Origin of the sequence: Marseilla massiliensis, from assembly GCF_016899955.1 — a bacterium.
Classification (GTDB): domain Bacteria; phylum Bacteroidota; class Bacteroidia; order Bacteroidales; family Bacteroidaceae; genus Prevotella; species Prevotella intestinigallinarum.
In genome coordinates this window covers 1-842 of sequence record NZ_JACJJL010000088.1, presented here as the reverse complement: position 1 = coordinate 842, position 842 = coordinate 1, and the positions used below count along the sequence as shown (strand labels likewise).

The 842-nt window shown below is 57.0% G+C and carries 1 protein-coding gene; it reads left to right on the top strand.

Features of this window, described 5'->3' with window-relative positions; genetic code table 11:
• Positions 1-842: type IV secretory system conjugative DNA transfer family protein (locus tag H6B30_RS16890; protein WP_205112242.1), on the top strand; the 842-nt coding region annotated here is incomplete at both ends.

The window sequence follows — 842 nt, the reverse complement described above, 5'->3', positions numbered from 1 at the left end:
TTTCTCGGCAGGCCATACGACCAGGTGTTCAACATCCTGATGCAGGATGACAAGATAGCCTCGCTTATGGCGCCGTTCAAGAGTGCTTACGAGAACAAGGCCAACGACCAGCTGGAAGGCATGGTGGGCACGTTGCGCGTCAATGCGGCAAGACTCGTGTCGCCTGAAGCCTATTGGGTGTTCACCGGGGACGACTTCGACCTGAAGATTTCCGACAGGGAGCATCCCAGCTACCTTGTCATCGCCAACGACCCGGAGAAGGAGCAGGTCATCGGCTCGCTCAACGCATTGGTGCTGAACCGCCTGATAACCCGTGTGAACTCCAAGGGGAACATCCCGGTGAGCATCATCGTGGACGAGCTGCCCACCCTTTATTTCCATAAGATAGACCGTCTTATCGGCACGGCACGCTCCAATAAGGTGGCCGTTACACTGGGCTTCCAGGAGCTTCCGCAACTGGAGGCCGACTACGGCAAGGTCGGGATGCAGAAGATTATCACCACGTGCGGCAACATCTTCATGGGGGCGGCACGCAACAAGGAGACGCTGGAATGGGCACAGAACGACGTGTTCGGCAAGGCCAAGCAGACCTCGCGCTCCATCTCCATCAACGACCAGAAGGTTTCCACCACCATATCGGAAAAGATGGACTACCTCGTTCCTGCCGCCAAGATAGCGGACATGGCCACGGGATGGCTGGCCGGACAGGCGGCGCGTGACTTCACCGCCACGGACGAGAAGATGCTGGACAGGTTCGACATCGAGCAGTCGGAGGAGTTCAAGACCACCAAGTATTTCTGCAAGACGCACTTCGACATGAAGAAGATTAAGGACGAGGAGGA